Raw genomic sequence first — 17,835 nt, 5'->3', positions numbered from 1 at the left:
AAGCCTGTGTTCTCCTGCCCCGATTTCCTGTTAAATTCGTTCCAGCAAAGAAAGATCGTCACATGGGTATCTTCTCCCGCCTTGCGGATATTGTGAACTCCAACCTCAACGCCATACTGGCCAGCGCCGAAGACCCGGAGAAAATGATCCGGCTGATCATCCAGGAGATGGAAGACACGCTGGTTGAGGTGCGCAGCCAGGCTGTCACCATGATTGCCGAGCGCAAGGGGCTTGAGCGCCGTGCACGCACGATGGTGCAGGAGGAAGACGAATGGCTGCGCAAGGCCGAACTGGCCCTGACCCGCGACCGCGAAGATCTGGCCAAGGGCGCACTTGCTGCCAAGGCCACCATCGAGCAGTCGCGCAAGACGCTGGAGCAGCAGATTGCTCAGGTCAATGAAAGCCTTGACCAGCAGCACGACGATATCGGCAAGCTGCAGGCCAAGCTGGCGGACGCGAAATCCCGCGAGAAATCGCTTTCGCTGCGCCACAAGGCTGCGACCAATCGCATCAAGACGCGCGAGCGCCTGTATGACACGCGCGTGGAAAATGCCTTCAACCGCTTCGAGCAGGTCGAGCGTGCGCTTGACGCTCTTGAGGGGAAGGCCGAAGCCTATGATCTCGGCCGTGGCCCCGGTGGCACACGCAAGCCGAGCCTGCAGGAAGAACTGGCGGGCCTCGAAACCGATATGGCGGTCGAGAACGAACTCGAAGCGCTGCGCGCCAGAATCAAGAGCCGCCAGGGATGAGGACAAGCATGAGACGCGTTGCAAGCAAGGATAGGCCGTCATGAGTCATGGTTCCGGAACCGATCTGGGTGATCTGATCGGCCTCGCTGCGGTTGTGATGCCCTTTGTCATGGTCATGTATATCGTGACCATCCGCGCGCGTTCGAAGGCAACGGCCAGCAAGTTGCAGGAATCGGACCTCGCTGCGCTCAATATGGCGCATGTGCAGGCGCGCCGCCTTGAAGAACGCGTCGACCAGCTCGAGCGTATTCTGGACGAGGATGTCCCTGGCTGGAGAACGCGGAGCTTTTCATGATGGCAGACTGTCTGTATCGCCGCCCCGCCGGTCGCCACACGCGCCGCGTGGCGTTTGCGGCCCTGCTTCTGGCTGGCATGGCACCGCTCGGGCCGGGTGGGGCCGGGTTTGACGGCCATGCCATGGCTGCCCCGGCTCATGCCGGTTCGCCCGTTGTGATGGATGCTGAGGATCTCGATCTCAGCGTGCCCTGCCTGGGGCGCTTCGAGATCATGGTCGATCCGGCCATGAGCGACGGGGTATCGATCGACAGCTCTCCCTCGGGTGGGGCGCATCTGACCATGCGCACAGGCAAGACGCAGGGATCGTCCAAGGTTCTGATCACCAGCCGGACCTGTGCCCCCAATGCCCGCGTCTCCATTCTGGTCGCGCCGAATGTCGGGGTGATGATCCATGACAGTCATGACACCCATATCATCATTCACGGCACGCTGGCCTCGCTAGAGGCCAGCCTTGAAGCCGGTCAACTCGATGCCGACACTATCCAGTCGCTCGATCTGAGCCTGCGTGGCACCGAGCAGGTCCATATCGCCAGCCTCAACCGTGCCGCGCAGGTGGTCGAGACCGGGGCTTCGGGTCTTGTCGTCGATCACGCCGATCTCGATGCCTTTTCGGCCCAGCTTTCCGAGACCAGCCATCTGACCGTGACGGATGGCCGTTTCGACGTGCTGACCCTCATGGTCGAAAACGCCGCCAGCGCCCGCCTTGGGGGGAGCGCCAATACGGCCACCGTCTCCGCCTCGGGCACAGGGCTCGTCGCCATACCAAAGGTGAGCGGTGCCCTGACACGCACGGGCAACATGCAGATTGGCCCGGTCGCATCGCCACCGCCCGATGCAGGATCACCACCTCAGAGCCCCTCTGCTCCGACAGCCACACCGCCCGCCCCCCCTGTTCCCGGGGACAAGACCCTGCCGCAGGATCATGCCGCGCAAGGGAGCGCTCCCCAGGACAGCGCAACCCACAATAGCGTTCCTCAGAGCGGCGCCACAACGGGAGGCGCTTTCCCTGCCGGAATACCGCAGGGCAGCCCCGTGCAAGGCAATGGGGTTTCTGGCCCGACACAAATTGCCCCGCAAGGCATGACGCCACCGAGCACGCCGCCCCTTCCCCCGAAAACATCAGGCCAGAATGTGCCGACCCCGCCCACACCGTCCCCTGCTACAGGGAATCCGGGCCAGAGCGGCACGGCAACAGCACCCGCTACGGACTCGACTTCGGGCATCGCGACGCCTCCTCCCGCCTCTGTCGCGACGGTGCCAAACACGGGTATCGCGCCCCAGAGCCCAACAGCGGGCACACCGGGAGGAGCCAATAATGCGCCGAATAGCGCTGGGCAGCCCTCAGGCACGAACACGCCCGCCACGCAGCCCGTGACGAATGGTGCAGCCCAGAGCAGTCCTCAGGATTCCTCAGGCGCGGCGACGCCTACGACAGGGAGCGTCACGCCTGCTGCCCCTGCCGCTCCCCCCGCATCAAAGGGAGATCAGACGAGGTGATCCGCCTGCCCCTGCCCCGCTATCCGTATGCAACCGTGAGCCGGATCCTGCCACAGGTCATAGGCCTTATGGGTCTGTGCATCCTGCTTCCCATCACGGCCCTTGCCGATCCGACACTTTCGAATTCGGCCCTTTCGAGCGCGACCACGCCTCAGGCGCTTCTTGATGCAGCCCCCTATACGCTGCGCCTGAACACCTCATGCACGTCATCCATCACGATCGAGGGGGCCAGCGAGGGTCAGGGCGACGCTGCCCTTCTGGAGGACCGGAATGGTGGGCAGATGGCAGGGCTGACGATTGCCGGCTCGGGCCATGAGACAACTGTCGATGGCAATCAGTGCGAGCGTGCCTCGACCCTGCATGTCAGGCAGGGTACAGCCATCATCGCGTCCATGCGTGGCTTTGGTTCGCTGCATATTTCCGGCGTCAACGGGCCGGTTTCGCTCACTCAGCGTGGCAGCGGCACGATTTCCATCGATCAGGCAACGGCGCTTGTGCTGAACGAGAACGGCTTTGGCAGTTTGCGGCTCGGCTGGCTGAACGGCCCCGCCACTCTGACCACTTCAGGCAGCGGCAGTGTCACGATTGCCCGCGTAGATGCCTCACACCTTACGGCAAACTCGGGAGGGTTTGGCTCCATCACGCTGAATGCCGGGAACATCGGGGCACTCAACGCCGATATTCATGGCTCCGGGCATCTGAAATTCGGCGGAACAGTCGGCACGGCAAACCTTGTCGCTTCGGGCTATGGCGGGATCGACATCGACAGGGTAACGGGCGAACTGCATCAGGAAGCCCATTCGCCAGCGACGATTTCACTCAATCATGCGTCGACCTTCCGCAAATCGTCTCATGCAAGCCATGCTATCCTCACCCTGCCTGATGGCACCGTCATCACGGCCCATAGTCTGACGCGGCCCGACGGCACGGTTATCAGCTTTGACAATGATGAAAGCAGCGACCGGGCCACAGCCGGTGATGACGCGACAACGCGTCACGGCCAGCGGCGATGGCTGGGCTGGGGCCTGCTGGCGCTGCTCCTTATCGTGTTCCGTCGGCGTATCGCAGGCTTCGTACCGGTGGATTTTCTGTCGCGCATCCGGCGTTCTGCCGGCTCGTCCCATGCGCCCCAGCCCTTGGCGGCGAGCGCGCCGGAAATTGCTACACTGGAAGCCCGGTTGCAGCGTCTCGACAAACGCGTGAGCGATATCGAGCAATGCGTAACCTCACGCAATTTCCACCTGCATCGCGAATTTCATCATCTCGCCAGAAATCACGGGTGATGCAGAGCATGCCTGGCGGCGACAGGACAACCGACGCCTGCGTGCAGTCAGCGGGTCCGAACTGCGGCCCCATGAAAAAAGGACAGACGTCATGAGCCGTATCAGCCTGGGCGTTTTTCTCGTCCTGACCATATCGCCCGCCCTTGCAGAAACGAGCTTGCCCACGACACCGGAGGCCGCACTCGCTGCCGCACCCTATACGCTGCATATCGAGGCGGGATGTGCCGCCAATATTCACGTCCGGGGTGCCGGAGCACTCCAGCAGAACGCCGACATGCGGGAGGTGCCAGCGGGTCTCTCCTTCGAGGCAGGTCACCACGACGCGTGGCTGACCGGCAATGCCTGCGGTCAGGATGCCACAATTCAGTTGCGCGAGGGGGCAGCCATTGTCTCCACCGCGATGAATTACGACAAACTGGATATCGACTGGGTCAACGGGCCGCTTTCCCTGCGTCAGGGCCGGGGCGATATCTCGGTCGACAAGGCGAGCGCCCTTCTGCTGAGGGGCAGCGGGCCGGGCGCCCTTTCCCTGGGCACACTGACCGGGCCGGCAATTCTTGCCACCTCCGGGCCGGGCGAGGTGCAAATCGATACCGCGACTGCGCCCTCGGTCGTGATCGGCACGACAGGCCCCGGCGATGTCGTCATACGTGGTGGCACCATCGACCAGCTTGCCGTGTCGCTGTCCGGTCCGGGTGACGCCATCTTTGACGGCGTGGCGCGCAACGCCACGCTACGCACCAGCGCTTCGGGCGATATCCGTGTGCATCAGGTACTGGGAGACGAGCACGCCCATTCGAGCGCGAGCGGCAGCATCGAAATTGCCATACCGTCCGGCCATGGCGAGCGCTTTACCGGCAAGGTGCGCGACAGCAACACGAATAATGGCACCCGCATTACGCCCGACGACATGCGTCTGGCCGATGGGACACGCATCAACAGCCATCGCTTGATCAAGCCCGATGGTACGATCATTGATTTTGATGCGCTGCGTCGCATGGGAAGTGAGAGTGTTCACGTCTCCACCCCCGAACCGCCTGAGCCTCCAGAGCCGCCGGAGCCACTAGAACCTCCTGAGCCACCGGCAGCGTCAGTCACGTCGGGGACGACCCATGTCAGCACGCAACATACGCCCTCCAGCCCATACACATTCGGAATGACCCTACCTACACTGTCCGATAACGGCAGTATGGCCTCCGGGCTGGTTGCGCTAAGTGCGCTGGCCATTGCCTTGATGCGTCGGCGTCTCATCCCGAAGATCATCGCGGCCCTTCAAAGCCATCATCCGGCACTTGCCCGCAAGGTCGAGCCTTTCCTTCTGTCGCTCATGACCCGTGTGTCAGACCCGATGCCACAAACCCAGCTTCCGCAGTTGCTTGATCTGACAGAGCGTCTGCAAAAGCTCGACAGGCGTGTGGGGGCCGTCGAGACCTGCGTCACCTCGCGCGACTTCCACCTGCATACCCAGTTCCGCGATCTGGACCGGCGTCAGAACGGAGCCTGACCGCCCCATCTGACACACATGCCCTGCGGACCGGAAGCACCTGTGTGGGCTGACAGAATTCAGCCCTCTCACACCCCGTCATCCCGATCCGGTTTGTCACAGGTGCCATGTGCGGAAAGGCAGACGATCGGGGTGCATCCTCGCGTCACAGAGGGCTTTGACGTAGCGCGTCAGGCAGGCTAGGGCTTGAAGCATGACCTTCCCTGATGGCAGCTGCTGACCGTGAATTTCCTACTCGATCCCGTTGCGGCCATCGGGCGTGCCTTTCTCGGCATCGTGCGCAAGGCTGGTGCTCTGGCGCTTTTTGCCCTGGCAGGCCTGTCGCATCTGCTGCGACCGCCCTTCTACTGGGGCGTGTTCTTCAACAGCCTGATTGAAATCGCCTTCTATTCGCTGCCAGTCGTGGCGCTGACCGCGATTTTCTCCGGCGGCGTGATCGCGCTTCAGTCCTATGCAGGCTTCGCCCAGTACCATGTGCAGAGCGCCATTGCAGGCATCGTCGTTCTGGCCGTGGTGCGTGAACTTGGCCCGGTTCTGGCCGGTCTGATGGTGGCGGGCCGCGTCGGCGCAGCCATGTCAGCCGAGATCGGCACCATGCGCGTGACCGACCAGATCGACGCACTGCGCACCCTTTCGACCGACCCGATGAAGTATCTGGTTACGCCGCGCCTTCTGGCTGGTACGCTGGCCCTGCCCTTTCTGGTGCTTATTGCCGATATTCTGGGCGTGCTCGGCGGCTTTACCGTTTCGGTTTCCAAGCTCGGCTTTGACCCGCAGAACTACATCATTGCCACGTTCAACGCGCTCAAGCCGCTGGACGTGCTGGTCGGTCTTTCCAAGGCGGCCGTGTTCGGGTTCATCATCAGCCTGATGGGCTGCTATCATGGCTATACCAGCCGTGGCGGCGCCGAGGGTGTGGGTTCGGCCACCACGGCTGCGGTCGTTGCTGCCTCGATCCTGCTTCTCGCTTTCGATTACCTCCTGACGGATCTGTTCTTCGCCCAATGAGCGCCCTGCCCAAGATCCGCATTCGCGGCCTGACCAAATCTTTCGGATCCAAAACCGTACTGGATGGCATCGACCTCGATGTCGAAGCCGGAACGTCAATGGTTATCATCGGTGGTTCAGGCAGTGGCAAATCGGTGCTTCTGCGCTGCATCCTCGGTCTGATCACCCCGGATTCCGGCACGATCGAGATCGACGGCGAAAATGTACTTACCGCTTCCCCCGCACGACGCGATGCCCTTGTCGAACAGATTGGCATGCTGTTCCAGAATGCTGCCCTGTTCGACAGCATGAGCGTGGCCGATAACATCGTGTTCGGCCTGCGCGCCAAGGGCCGCGGCAAGGCTCACCGATTGAGTGCGGCACAAGCCCGTGCCCAGGCCGGTGATATTCTCAAGCAGGTCGGGCTCGATCCCTCAGTCGGGGCACTCGCGCCCTCCGAGCTGTCGGGCGGTATGCAAAAGCGCGTGGGGCTTGCCCGCGCCATTGCAGGCACACCCAACATCCTGTTCTTCGACGAGCCGACAACGGGCCTCGACCCCATCATGGGGGCTGTGATTGACGGGCTGATCGTGGATTGTGTCAAACGCCTTGGCTCAACCGCTGTCGCCATCACCCATGACATGGCCTCGGCGCAGCGTATCGGCGACCGGGCGGCCATGCTCTATCATGGCAAACTGGTCTGGCAGGGGCTGGCGTCAGAACTGATGAACAGCGGAAACGCGATGGTCGATCAGTTTACCCATGGTCGCAAGGATGGGCCGATCGGGATGGAATTGCGGCGTTAGAGGACAAAGAGGCATTCTTTTTTGCAAAAAAGAACCAAAAAACTCTTTCCCGTGGAGGGGATCAAACCCCCCGCTTTTTCTCCGACTAAATTCTAAAAGTCTTTTTGCTTCTTTTTCCTCAGAAAAAGAAGAACCTCCCCTGCGTTCTTGTTATGTTTCCCCATCTGCCCTATCTTCCGATCTGAACCCCAGACCGGAAGATGTTCCTCATGGCCAAGCGTCCCACAGCCCGTTTCGTATGTCAGGCCTGTGGGGCAGTCACCAGCAAATGGTCGGGTCGCTGCGATGCCTGTGGCGAGTGGAACACCATTGTTGAAGAGGCCGTCGAGCCCACCAGTCGTGAAACACGCAAGCGTGCCGGTCGCCTCACGCTCATGCATCTGGATGGCGATCTTACTCCCCCGCCACGCATCCAGACTTCGATCGCCGAATTCGATCGCGTGCTCGGCGGCGGTCTCGTTCCGGCCTCTGTTGTGCTGGTGGGCGGTGATCCGGGCATTGGCAAATCCACGCTTCTGCTTCAGGCCACCTGCGCCCTGGCGCAGGCAGGCCGGCGCGTTCTGTATGTATCGGGCGAAGAAGCGGTGGACCAGATACGCCTGCGCGCGCGCCGCCTGAAACTCGATGCGCCGACACTCGATCTGGCGGCCAGTATCAATGTGTCCGAAATTGCGGGCTCGCTGGAGCAGGACCGCGTTCATCATGTGGTAGTTATCGACTCGATCCAGACCATGTGGCTCGAGACCATCGAGAGCGCGCCGGGCTCTGTCGCTCAGGTGCGCGCCTGCGCTTTCGAACTGATCCGACTGGCCAAGACGGTCGGGTTCTCGCTCGTTCTGGTCGGTCATGTCACCAAGGAAGGCGCGCTGGCAGGCCCGCGCGTGCTTGAACACATGGTCGATGCCGTCATGTATTTCGAAGGCGATCGCGGTCACCAGTTCCGCATCCTTCGTGCCGCCAAGAACCGCTTTGGTGCGACAGACGAGATTGGCGTGTTTGCCATGACCGATACAGGGCTAACGGAAGTCCCCAACCCCTCGGCCCTGTTTCTGGCAGAACGACGCGGCAATATTGCGGGATCGGCTGTTTTTGCGGGCATGGAGGGTACACGCCCCGTCCTGCTGGAAATTCAGGCCCTCGTCTCACCCAAGGCCGGTGAAGGCGCAGCCAGACGTGCGGTAGTCGGGTGGGAAACGGCACGGCTCAACATGCTTCTGGCTGTTCTTGAAGCCCGCTGCGGCCTCAAGATGGCTGGAATGGACGTGCATCTCAACATTGCGGGCGGCCTGCGGATCAGTGAGCCAGCCTGCGATATGGCGGTGGCAGCTGCATTGATCTCGGCCGCGACGGGCGTACCGACATCGGCGGGCTCAACCTATTTCGGCGAGGTCGGGCTGTCCGGTGAGGTGCGTCAGGTCTCGCAAACGGATCTTCGCCTCAAGGAAGCCCAGAAACTTGGCTTCGCACAGGCCATCCTCCCCCGGCGTGTGGCGAGCGGAGGCGCACGCCCCAAGCCTCCCGAAGGATTGGCGCTGAAGGAAATCGGTCATCTGAACGATCTGGTGGAGCTGTTCCAGCCGCTTGACGAGTAAGCGCATCGTCCTGAGCCGTCGGGCAATGAGCGTCCGCATAGGATGTGCCGAACAGGTGCAAAAGACTGCCCGGTAACCGGGGCACCCGCTCCTTTTCAGGCCTCGTGCGCAATCACCGCGCCAGGGTCGGCGTTATGGCAGAGGCAACCTCATAAGCACGGGATTTTTGAAAAGCCGCGATCATGTGGCCCGAGCAGGACCGCGACACACCTGTTCCCACCGCCCTTGCAAAACCTGTTCAGGCCTGCTTCCTGACCGGAGAAGAACCGCAACTCAGAACCCGAAAAGGGCGAGGCAGGATTTAGGACGCATGACCCGAACACTGGTGGCTGAAACGCAGCAGGACACTGTGGTCAAGAAGAGCCTGTTTCGTGTCCATGCTGCGCCGATTGCCCATGAAGCCGAGGCACTGGCTTTTTTCGAGCGCGTGCGTGTGCCAGATGCCACTCATAATTGCTGGGCATGGCGCATCGGGGGGCGGTATCGCAGCTTCGATGATGGCGAGCCGGGTGGCACGGCGGGACGCCCCATTCTGCAGGCCATCGACTCACAGGAATTCGACCGGGTGGCGGTCATTGTCGTGCGCTGGTTCGGTGGCATCAAGCTGGGCGCTGGCGGTCTCGTGCGCGCCTATGGCGGGGCAGCGGCTTCCTGCCTGAAACAGGGCGAGGCGGTTGAGATCGTGCCCATGCAACGTCTTGGCTTTCATGCCTCGTTCAGCCTGCTGCCTATCATTCAAGCCAGACTGGCGGAGTGGGAGGCCACTCAGGAGAGCTGCAGTTTCGATGAGACCGGGGCCACGCTCTCACTCGACATTCCCCTCTCACGCTCTGAAGCCGTGCAGGCTGTTCTGCAGGATCTGCTGCGCGGCGGCCCGGTCCGCGTGCTAAATGATGATGAACAGGACCTGCCCGGTGAGCAGGATAATCCGGTACGTTAGCGGAACATCATGCAGGCGGTTTGACGCCTCTTCGTTTCCTTCCTACGGTAACATATCATGTTACGATCGTAGGATCCTTGTTCATGCCCGTTTTCAGACACACTGCGGCTCTGGCAGCTGTTGCCCTCCCCCTTCTGTCTTCCACGGCGCTGGCTGCCCCTGCCAACCCGCTGTTTCAGGCAAGCCCGCTGCCCTATCAGGCACCCCCCTTCGACAAGATCAAGGACAGTGATTACGTGCCGGCCTTTGAAAAGGGCATGGCCGACCAGCTGAAGGAAATGCAGGCGATTGCCAACAACAAGGCTGCGCCGACCTTCGACAACACCATTGTCGCCATGGAGCGTTCGGGCCAGTTGCTGAACCGCGCCCAGAGCGTGTTCTACGGGGTCTATTCGGCGGACAAGGATGACGCCATGGACGCTATCGACAGCAAGGAAGCGCCCAAGCTCAGCCAGCATCAGGATGAGATCTATCTCAATCCCAAGCTCTTCCACCGCGTCAAAACCCTTTATGACAACCGCGCCAAGCTGAACCTGAACGCCGAGCAGGCGATGCTGCTGGAGGTTTACTACCAGCAATTCGTCCATTCGGGCGCTGAGCTGAATCATGCCGACCAGCAGAAGCTGCGCGCCATCAATACCCAGCTGTCCAAACTCGAAACCGCCTATAACCAGAAGCTGATTGCCAGCGCCAAGGCCGGCGCTCTGATTGTGGACAAGAAGGAGGCGCTCGCCGGGCTCGATGACGGCGCCGTTGCCTCTGCCCAGAAGGCCGCCGAAGGACGCAAGCTGACAGGTAAGTATGTCCTGCCGCTGCAGAACACGACGCAACAGCCCGATCTCGCTTCTCTGAGCGACCGTAGCACGCGTGAAGCCCTGTTCAACCAGAGCTGGACCCGTGCGGAAAAGGGCGACGCCAACGACACCCGCCAGACGATTGCAGAAATCGCCCAGCTGCGCGCCGAAAAGGCCGCCCGGTTCGGCTACCCCAATTACGCTGCCTATACGCTGTATGATCAGATGGCCAAGACGCCGGCAGCTGTGAACAGCTTCATCCACCAGCTCGTGCCGGCAACGGCGGCCGAACAGCATCGTGAGGCTGCCGAGCTGCAAAAGGCCATCGGTGAAGACCATCAGAATTTCACACTCAAGCCGTGGGACTGGAACTACTACGCCGAGCGCGTCCGCAAACAGAAATTCGACCTCAACCAGAACGATGTGAAGCCGTATTTTGAGCTGCATACCGTGCTGACAGATGGCGTATTCTATGCAGCGAACCAGCTTTACGGAATTACCTTCGAGCCCCGCAAGGACATCCCGGTCTATAACCCCGATGTCATAGTCTTCGAAGTCAAGGACAAGGACGGCTCGCCGCTTGGCCTGATGTATTTCGACTATTTCAAGCGCGACAACAAATCGGGTGGCGCCTGGATGTCGAATTTCGTGGGTCAGAGCGACCTGCTGAAAACGCGTCCGGTTATCTATAACGTGGCGAACTTCACCAAGGCGGCGCCCGGCCAGCCGGAGCTGATCACGTCAGACGATGTGACGACCATGTTCCATGAATTCGGTCATGCGTTGCATGGTCTGTTTGCAAGCCAGACCTACCCCACGCTTTCCGGTACGGCGGTTGCGCGCGATTTCGTCGAGTTCCCCTCGCAGTTCAACGAGAACTGGGCGATGGATCCGAAGGTGTTCGCCCATTATGCCCGCCACTACAAGACCGGCGCCCCGATGCCGGCCGAGCTGGTCGCCAAGATCAAGAAAGCCGCACATTTCAATCAGGGCTATGCACTGGGTGAAATCGTGGCCGCAGCGCAGCTCGACATGTCATGGCACGGTCTCTCGGCCGATGCGCCGCGTCAGGATGTGGATCAGTTCGAAGCCAAGGCACTCAACGAGACCGGCCTCGACGTCGCGAACGTTCCGCCGCGCTATCGTTCGAGCTACTTCCTGCATATCTGGGGCAATGGATACTCGGCCGGATATTACGCTTATCTCTGGACCGAAATGCTCGATCAGGATGTGTTCTCGTGGTTCCAGTCGCATGGCGGCCTGACCCGTGAAAACGGCCAGCGCTTCCGTGACATGATCCTGTCTAAGGGGCACACCATGGATTACGGCCCGATGTTCAAAGCCTTTTATGGCAAGGACCCCGAAATCGGCCCCATGCTGGCCCATCGCGGCCTGGTGTCTGACGGCAAGTAAGAAATACTCGTTCCACGGGCCTCCTGTTTGGGCCCCTGGAACTATATCCTGTTTGAATACAAAAAAGGCTGCCTGTGCGACACACAGGCAGCCTCGCCTGCAGGCATCACTTCAGGCTGATTGCTTCAGATCCATGCAGATGGCTTCGGGCATCCGGTAAGGGCCCGCCTGCCAGATCTCGATAGAGAGTCTGGCAAGCCCCTCGTGCTCCCGTTCCGGGAGTGGCAGCAAAGCACCCCCTGTGGTCCAGCGCATATCCCTGGCAACCCTGGGCTGCCAGCCCGCAAGATCGCTCTGTTCGATATGCGTGCGCACCGGACTACAGACACCACCCTTTTCCATCATGATGGCTCCCACAAGCACGCCCAGAAGACGACGATCGTCGACAAAGGGGCCATAGACATCGCAGGGGCGACTGGCCCGGCTCATGATATGAACAGCGCGCACCGCATGGGGAACGGCAAAATGGACGACGCCATTCGTTCCCCGCAGTCCCTCAATGCATTTGCCTCCATCCGTCACAAGATACAGTCCCGGATCGTCACATACCGGCGCAAGCGGCAGAGACCTCTCACCGGTTATCAAGCTGGCTCGTGCTTCCAGTTCTCTGTAAAGCGGCTCAACAAACCTGCGCTCTGTATTCAGAGGGGCAGCCGCACTGTTCCAGTCGCCCATGAGGACGGGTGATCCGGAACCTGCCTGATCGTGCAGCAAGGCACTATGACCCTTACCGATAAGCGACTCACTCAGGGCGCCATTCGCGCGGACGATGGCATGGGGCTCCATACTGATATGGTAGTAATTAGAACAACCCACGGTCTTGTCGTAGAAAATGGTGAGACCATTGACCAGCATTCTCACAGGGACGAAGCACCCGTTGAGGTATAAACAGTGCTCCGAGGTGACGAGCAGATCCTTGTAGGGAACGCCCTCCGACAAGGCTCCCTTGAGTATACGTACCGGCCATCCTGACAAATCATCGAAAGCGGACGCACAGACATTCGACTGGCCGCAACCGATCGAAGTGATCGTTCTCGTTGACCGTTCGTCAGCGCTATAGACGATGATCTCGTCTCCGGCACGCAGCGATTCGACGGCACGCTCCCCGTCTGGGGTCTCGATCATGGTGCCTGGAAGATAGCATGGCGCAAATTCCACCTTGCCTGAATATGGCCCCATGTAATTCGCCAGATTACTGATAGCAATTGGCTGCCCCTGATATTCCACCGGGATATCGAAGTAATTATAATCTATATAGATATCAATGCCATTTGTCTGATCATTCGTCTGATAATGGATGAGCGTAGTATAATTCGGCATGAACGTTATTGTTGTCTTCAAACATGCAGACGGATCGATGTATATCGCGAATTTTCCCCTGAGGTAGGTTGGATTGTTGGCGCTCCCTGTCGATGGCGCAGGAATTGAGTCGTCACACCCGTCGAAAACGACACGCGCATCATCGGAGACGGCGGCATAAATCGAGACGTAGTTCCAATAAGTGGGGCCAAAAATACTAGTATGAAGATCATCAGAGAATTCCCTATAGATCTGCATGGGGGCCTCTTTCACTTTTTTATTACTGATTACCGCATCATGATGAGTCGATATATCGCATCATAAATATAATTCCAACATGACTTCTACAAAAATTTCGGTTATGTTGTATTTATCGGATTGTTTTACTCATCACCCCCTACACGGCATGGCACCCCAAGCTCGAAAACCTCATGCTTTACTGCGGTAAATCGGATGATCTCCCCTTCCGATAGCAGCGGCTTGATTTCTTGCGATCGGTCACGGGCTATCAACAGCACCGGACCTGAGCTGGATGCGCCCGCAGGGCGGACGATCCAGAGCAGTGATCCCGTTGGGATAGAACAAACTGATCGGGATGCCCTGCCCCCCCCTATCAGACCAGGGCATAGAGAGACTTACGCGCCTACCCACCCACTCGACCGCATTTCATCCAGGCGCGAAGCTGTCCGCTCGAACGCCTTTGCATTTTCACCGGTCTGGTACAGCGCCTCTGGCTCTGCGGCGGCACTGGCAAATAATACCGTGTGGTTTTCATACATGACATCAACCAGCGTGATGAAACGCCGCGCCTTATCAAACTGATCCGGCACAAGGGCGGGGATCCCCTCGATGAAAAGCGTGCGAAATCTGCCCACAATAGCCAGATAATCGGCTGGCCCAAGCGCCTCGCCGCACAAGGCCTCGAAGGTAAACCACGCCACGTCACCACTGCATGCTGGGACGCTTATCTGACGCGATCCAATGGCCACAGAACCGGGTTCGGCGCGGGTATCGGTCAGGGTTTCAAAGCGCTGTCGCAGATGCGCACGGTTTTCTTCCGAATTCGGAACAAGCCATCTCTGCGCATCGATCTCGCGTCCCCGACGATAATCGCGGGCAGAGTCCAGCGTCATTACCGTCATGCAGCCTGCAAAGGCCTCTAGATAGGGCCGCATGGTCGCGCGGTTCTGGACCTGATGCTTCATCAGGTCGACAGGGGCTGTGTTGGATGTCGCGACAACCACGGTCCCCAATGCCATGACCCGGTCGAGCAGACGCAGGACAAGCACAGCGTCGGACATATCGTTGATCTGGAATTCGTCGAAGCAGAGCAGCTCATATTGTTCATGAATCCGGTCCGCCAGCTCGTGCACCGGGTCCTCACGGCGCTCGGCCCGGCTCTGCCCCTTGTGCAGGGCGCGAAGCACCTCCTGCATGAACACATGAAAATGGATACGCCGCTTTTTGGTGAGACCGACCTCGCGGCAGAACAGATCCATGAGCATGGTCTTACCCCGCCCCACCTGCCCGACAAGATAAAGCCCTCGGATCGGCTCCGGCTTGCGTCTGGCAAGACGGGAGAACAGCCCCGGTTTTGCTCCTTCGCGCGCCAGGAGCGCCTGCGCGAGCCGGTCCAGAGCAAGTGCGGCTTCCCGCTGCGCGGCATCGGCCTCGATCTGCTTCTGATCGACAAGACGTTGATATGTGCCAAATACCGTGCTGGTCGTCGAGGAAAGCGGGGCGAAACTCACGTCAGACATCGAACTCTCTCTTGTCGCGCATTACCGGTTTGTGCCCCCCTCCTAACACGCCAACGAACAGAACGCGCCCCTTGTGAAATGTCACGCATTGGTGAGGCGCAATATCGGAAAAAACGGGCCAAATCCGTAACATACAAGACAAAATCAGTGCCGATTCTCACATCAATATGCACATGACGAACCATCTGAATGAGACTATGTGGGTAATGTATCGCCCAGCCCGAACACAGAATTCAGAGGTATCGCCATGGCTTCCGACGGACGTGAAGCGTTCTATCACGGCACCGACACAGAGGGGCGGCCCATCAGACGGCCCATGTCGCCGCATCTGGATATCTATCGTTTCCGCCTCTCCATGGCGCTCTCGATCGGCAATCGCATATCGGGTGTCGCCTCGTCCCTCGGTGCCGGTCTGGCTGTGGCGTGGCTTGCTGCCCTAGCACAGGGCCCACGCGCCTTTGCACGCGCCCAGCGCGTGGCAACGCATCCTCTGGGCCGGCTGGTGTTTCTCGGCTGGGGCGTCGCCACACTATACCATTTCGTCGCCAGCATCCGCCATCTGATCTGGGATAGCGGCGCACGCTTCGAGAAAAAGGAAATCGACGAGGACGGGCGGCGTTCGGTCTTTGCCACGGCCGGACTCTCGGTTGCGCTTGTCACAGCCTTTGTCGTCCTCTCCCGGCTGCGCAACAAGGGAACAAAAGCATGAATCGTTCTTCCGACATGCGCACGCCTCTGGCGCGTGCAAAGGGGCTTGGCGGCATGGCCGACGGGGCCGAGCACTGGACGGCTGAGCGTATCTCGGCCGTACTGCTCGGCCCGCTTTCCATATGGGGTGTCGCCCAGATCCTGCGTCTGGCCGGACGTGACCGCGCTGCCATTCTGGCCTGGGCAGGTCGCGTGCAGAATGCTGCCCCGCTTGGGTTGCTGATTGCCCTGACAGGCCGCCATGCCCAGCTCGGACTGGAAGTCGTGGCCTCCGATTATTCGCGTGGCTGGCGGCGCTTCGGGCTGCGTCTGGTGATCCGCCTGAGCACGCTTCTTTTCGTGGCGCTCGGTTGCGCCTCGCTCGCCCGTATCCTCATGACCCGCACGACGGAGGCAAAATAATGAGCGCGGAATCCGTCAGAAAATACCGAATTGTCGATCACGCCTATGACGTGGTGGTCGTGGGTGCGGGCGGCTCGGGCCTGCGTGCCACGCTGGGCATGGGGGCCGGTGGCCTGCGCACAGCCTGCGTGACCAAGGTCTTCCCCACACGCAGCCATACCGTGGCCGCCCAGGGTGGGATTGGTGCCTCACTTGGCAATATGTCCGAGGATAACTGGCGCTGGCATATGTACGACACCGTCAAGGGTTCGGACTGGCTGGGCGATCAGGACGCCATCGAGTTCATGTGCCGCGAGGCCGAAAGCGCCGTGATGGAGCTGGAACATTTCGGCGTTCCCTTCTCGCGTACGGAAGACGGCAAGATCTATCAGCGTCCGTTTGGCGGCCATATGAGCGAATACGGCAAGGCCCCTGTGGCCCGCGCCTGCGCCGCTGCCGACCGTACGGGCCACGCCATCCTGCACACGCTGTATCAGCAATGCCTCAAGCATCGCGTCGATTTCTATGTCGAGTATTACGTGCTCGACCTGATTATGGATGACGATGGGGCATGTCGCGGCATCGTGGCCTGGTGCCTCGATGACGGCTCCATCCATCGCTTCAGCGCCAAGATGGTCGTGCTCGCAACCGGTGGTTACGGGCGCGCCTTCCAGAGCTGCACCTCGGCCCATTCCTGCACGGGCGACGGTGGCGGTCTGGCCATGCGCGCCGGTGTGCCGACACAGGACATGGAATTCGTGCAGTTTCACCCCACCGGTATTTTCCCTGCGGGCTGTCTGCTCACGGAAGGCTGCCGCGGTGAAGGCGGTTATCTGACCAATTCCGAGGGCGAGCGCTTCATGGAGCGCTACGCGCCCACCGCCAAGGATCTGGCCTCGCGCGATGTCGTGTCACGCGCCATGACCATCGAGATCAATGAAGGCCGTGGCTGTGGTCCCAAAAAGGACCATATCATGCTGCATCTGGAGCATCTCGGCCCGGAATTGCTGCACCAGCGTCTGCCCGGCATCTCTGAAACCGCGCGCATTTTCGCCGGGGTGGACGTGACCAAGGAGCCCGCTCCGGTGCTGCCCACAGTCCATTACAATATGGGCGGTGTACCGACCAATCTGCACGGCGAGGTCCTGCGCCCCACCAAGGACAATCTCGAAGCTGTCGTGCCCGGACTAATGGCGGTCGGTGAAGCCGCCTGCGTTTCCGTGCATGGAGCCAACCGTCTGGGAACGAACTCACTGCTTGACCTGATCGTGTTCGGTCGTGCGGCTGGCAAGCGTGCTGCCGAGATCATCGATCCCAGCGTGCCGGTACCGCCACTGCCCAAGGAGGCGGGCGAGGCCATTCTGGCCAAGTTCGACCAGACCCGCGAGGCTTCGGGCAAGTTCACCGTGGCGGAACTGCGTGAGCGCCTTCAGCGCATCATGCAGAGTCATGCAGCCGTGTTCCGTAACACGAAATCCCTCGCTGACGGATGCGAGAAAATCCGGGAGCTCTGGAAAGACGCGCAGCATATGGGGCTGGCCGATCGCTCGCTGATCTGGAACAGCGATCTGATGGAAGCCCTGGAATTCGCGAATTTGCTCGCCAATGCGACGGTGACGATCGAAAGTGCCCATGCACGCCACGAAACGCGTGGCGCCCATGCCCATGACGATTATCCCGAACGCGATGACGAGCACTGGATGAAACATACCGTCTCCTATCTCGATAAGGATGGTGCGGTGAGCCTGCTCTACCGGCCGGTGCGGATGCAGACCCTGACCAATGATGTCGAGGTCTTCCCGCCCAAGAAACGTGTTTACTGAGG

15 protein-coding genes are annotated in these 17,835 nt (G+C 60.3%); 13 read left to right on the top strand and 2 right to left on the bottom strand.

Translation table 11 applies throughout. The features are described 5' to 3' along the window. Positions 1–62: 62 nt before the first annotated feature. The 10 genes from pspA (at position 63) to P5689_RS09640 (ending at position 11,862) form a co-directional block, all read left to right on the top strand. Positions 63–749, top strand: a complete 687-nt coding sequence (gene pspA / locus P5689_RS09685; RefSeq protein ID WP_023979662.1) for a phage shock protein PspA — start codon at positions 63–65, stop codon at positions 747–749. Positions 750–789: 40 nt separating this feature from the next. Beyond that, positions 790–1,044 carry an envelope stress response membrane protein PspB gene (gene pspB, locus P5689_RS09680; protein WP_122038574.1) on the top strand — a complete coding sequence of 85 codons (255 nt, stop codon included), beginning with the start codon at positions 790–792 and terminating at the stop codon, positions 1,042–1,044. Continuing rightward, the gene (locus P5689_RS09675; protein WP_285532989.1) at positions 1,041–2,543 is read left to right on the top strand and encodes a hypothetical protein; all 1,503 of its coding nucleotides are present in this window, start codon (positions 1,041–1,043) and stop codon (positions 2,541–2,543) included. Before pspB ends, P5689_RS09675 begins: the two co-directional genes overlap by 4 nt. Further along, positions 2,540–3,826 carry a GIN domain-containing protein gene (locus P5689_RS09670; RefSeq protein WP_023979659.1) on the top strand — a complete coding sequence of 429 codons (1,287 nt, stop codon included), beginning with the start codon at positions 2,540–2,542 and terminating at the stop codon, positions 3,824–3,826. Before P5689_RS09675 ends, P5689_RS09670 begins: the two co-directional genes overlap by 4 nt. A 91-nt stretch (positions 3,827–3,917) precedes the next feature. Beyond that, a complete protein-coding gene (locus tag P5689_RS09665; RefSeq protein ID WP_023979658.1) occupies positions 3,918–5,330 on the top strand; it encodes a DUF4097 family beta strand repeat-containing protein in 1,413 nt (470 codons plus the stop codon). A gap of 222 nt (positions 5,331–5,552) precedes the next feature. Further along, positions 5,553–6,338, top strand: a complete 786-nt coding sequence (locus tag P5689_RS09660; protein ID WP_023979657.1) for an ABC transporter permease — start codon at positions 5,553–5,555, stop codon at positions 6,336–6,338. Further along, a complete protein-coding gene (locus tag P5689_RS09655; RefSeq protein WP_023979656.1) occupies positions 6,335–7,123 on the top strand; it encodes an ABC transporter ATP-binding protein in 789 nt (262 codons plus the stop codon). Before P5689_RS09660 ends, P5689_RS09655 begins: the two co-directional genes overlap by 4 nt. A 209-nt stretch (positions 7,124–7,332) precedes the next feature. Then, positions 7,333–8,715, top strand: coding sequence for a DNA repair protein RadA (gene radA, locus P5689_RS09650; protein WP_062165648.1), 1,383 nt, complete (start codon positions 7,333–7,335; stop codon positions 8,713–8,715). A 310-nt stretch (positions 8,716–9,025) separates the two neighbouring features. Then, positions 9,026–9,655, top strand: a complete 630-nt coding sequence (locus P5689_RS09645) for a YigZ family protein (protein ID WP_035443972.1) — start codon at positions 9,026–9,028, stop codon at positions 9,653–9,655. An 83-nt stretch (positions 9,656–9,738) separates the two neighbouring features. Then, positions 9,739–11,862 (top strand): M3 family metallopeptidase, encoded by a 2,124-nt coding sequence (locus P5689_RS09640; protein ID WP_285532988.1) that lies wholly within the window; start codon positions 9,739–9,741, stop codon positions 11,860–11,862. Positions 11,863–11,973: 111 nt separating this feature from the next. On the opposite strand, the gene P5689_RS09635 is transcribed toward P5689_RS09640, so the two are convergent. Both P5689_RS09635 and zapE read right to left on the bottom strand, forming a co-directional pair. Continuing rightward, positions 11,974–13,182 carry a Hint domain-containing protein gene (locus P5689_RS09635; RefSeq protein WP_285532987.1) on the bottom strand — a complete coding sequence of 403 codons (1,209 nt, stop codon included), beginning with the start codon at positions 13,180–13,182 and terminating at the stop codon, positions 11,974–11,976. 614 nt (positions 13,183–13,796) lie between these two features. Continuing rightward, complete coding sequence (gene zapE / locus P5689_RS09630; RefSeq protein WP_023979653.1) at positions 13,797–14,921, bottom strand: cell division protein ZapE; 1,125 nt, start codon at positions 14,919–14,921, stop codon at positions 13,797–13,799. 247 nt (positions 14,922–15,168) lie between these two features. Here zapE and sdhC point away from each other — a divergent pair, with 247 nt between their 5' ends. Genes sdhC through sdhA form a run of 3 tightly spaced genes read left to right on the top strand, consistent with a single transcriptional unit; the run spans position 15,169 to position 17,833 of the window. Next, the gene (sdhC, locus tag P5689_RS09625) at positions 15,169–15,630 is read left to right on the top strand and encodes a succinate dehydrogenase, cytochrome b556 subunit (protein WP_031241413.1); all 462 of its coding nucleotides are present in this window, start codon (positions 15,169–15,171) and stop codon (positions 15,628–15,630) included. Continuing rightward, positions 15,627–16,031 carry a succinate dehydrogenase, hydrophobic membrane anchor protein gene (gene sdhD, locus P5689_RS09620; RefSeq protein WP_023979651.1) on the top strand — a complete coding sequence of 135 codons (405 nt, stop codon included), beginning with the start codon at positions 15,627–15,629 and terminating at the stop codon, positions 16,029–16,031. The genes sdhC and sdhD overlap by 4 nt, the downstream gene beginning before the upstream one ends. Then, entirely contained in the window at positions 16,031–17,833 is a 1,803-nt protein-coding gene (gene sdhA / locus P5689_RS09615) for a succinate dehydrogenase flavoprotein subunit (protein ID WP_122038591.1), read from the top strand. Before sdhD ends, sdhA begins: the two co-directional genes overlap by 1 nt. The last annotated feature ends 2 nt before the right edge of the window (positions 17,834–17,835 follow it).

The organism is Asaia sp. HumB (assembly GCF_030263835.1).
Classification (GTDB): Bacteria; Pseudomonadota; Alphaproteobacteria; order Acetobacterales; family Acetobacteraceae; genus Asaia; species Asaia bogorensis.
Note: the sequence above shows the minus strand (reverse complement) of the source record. Positions and strands in the feature narration are given on the sequence as shown.